Origin of the sequence: Bartonella queenslandensis AUST/NH15 (assembly GCF_000312585.1) — a bacterium.
Classification (GTDB): Bacteria; Pseudomonadota; Alphaproteobacteria; order Rhizobiales; family Rhizobiaceae; genus Bartonella; species Bartonella queenslandensis_A.
In genome coordinates, this window is the sequence record NZ_HE998371.1 from 1 (window position 1) to 437 (window position 437).

Here is a 437-nt window from a genome sequence, read left to right on the forward strand (position 1 = left end):
CAGGATTTCCAATGGTTTCAACCGCATAGCGATTGGCATCATTAACAATACCGCTCTTTTTATCTGTTTTAACACATTGACGCCCCATAACCCATTCAAGAGCAGGTCTACCATTGACGATATACTCATAAGCTTCAAGAGGTATATCTGTCATTGTGATATTGCTATTGTAGAAAACGGTGGATTTATCTTTCTCTTTACCTGCTTTTGCAAATTTCATTTCAGTCACATAATAGAATTTTTCAGGATTAGAGATCTCTGTCTGTTTTGGATTGCCTTTTTTAAACGTGACTGGATAAGGTTCCACGTCTTCATAATTCACGTGTAAATGTCCTAGTTCACGCCCTGCTGTCACAAACTTCCAAAAATCATCAGCACTCTTTACGCAAGGGATACGAGGCAGTTCTTTAGAGAGATTATCAGCATAACGGGCGCGG

1 protein-coding gene is annotated in these 437 nt (G+C 39.6%); it reads right to left on the reverse strand.

What is annotated here, in order from left to right; translation table 11 throughout:
* Nucleotides 1-437 (reverse strand): type ISP restriction/modification enzyme (locus BN338_RS12470; protein ID WP_039762374.1); only part of this gene is annotated, 437 nt, incomplete at both ends.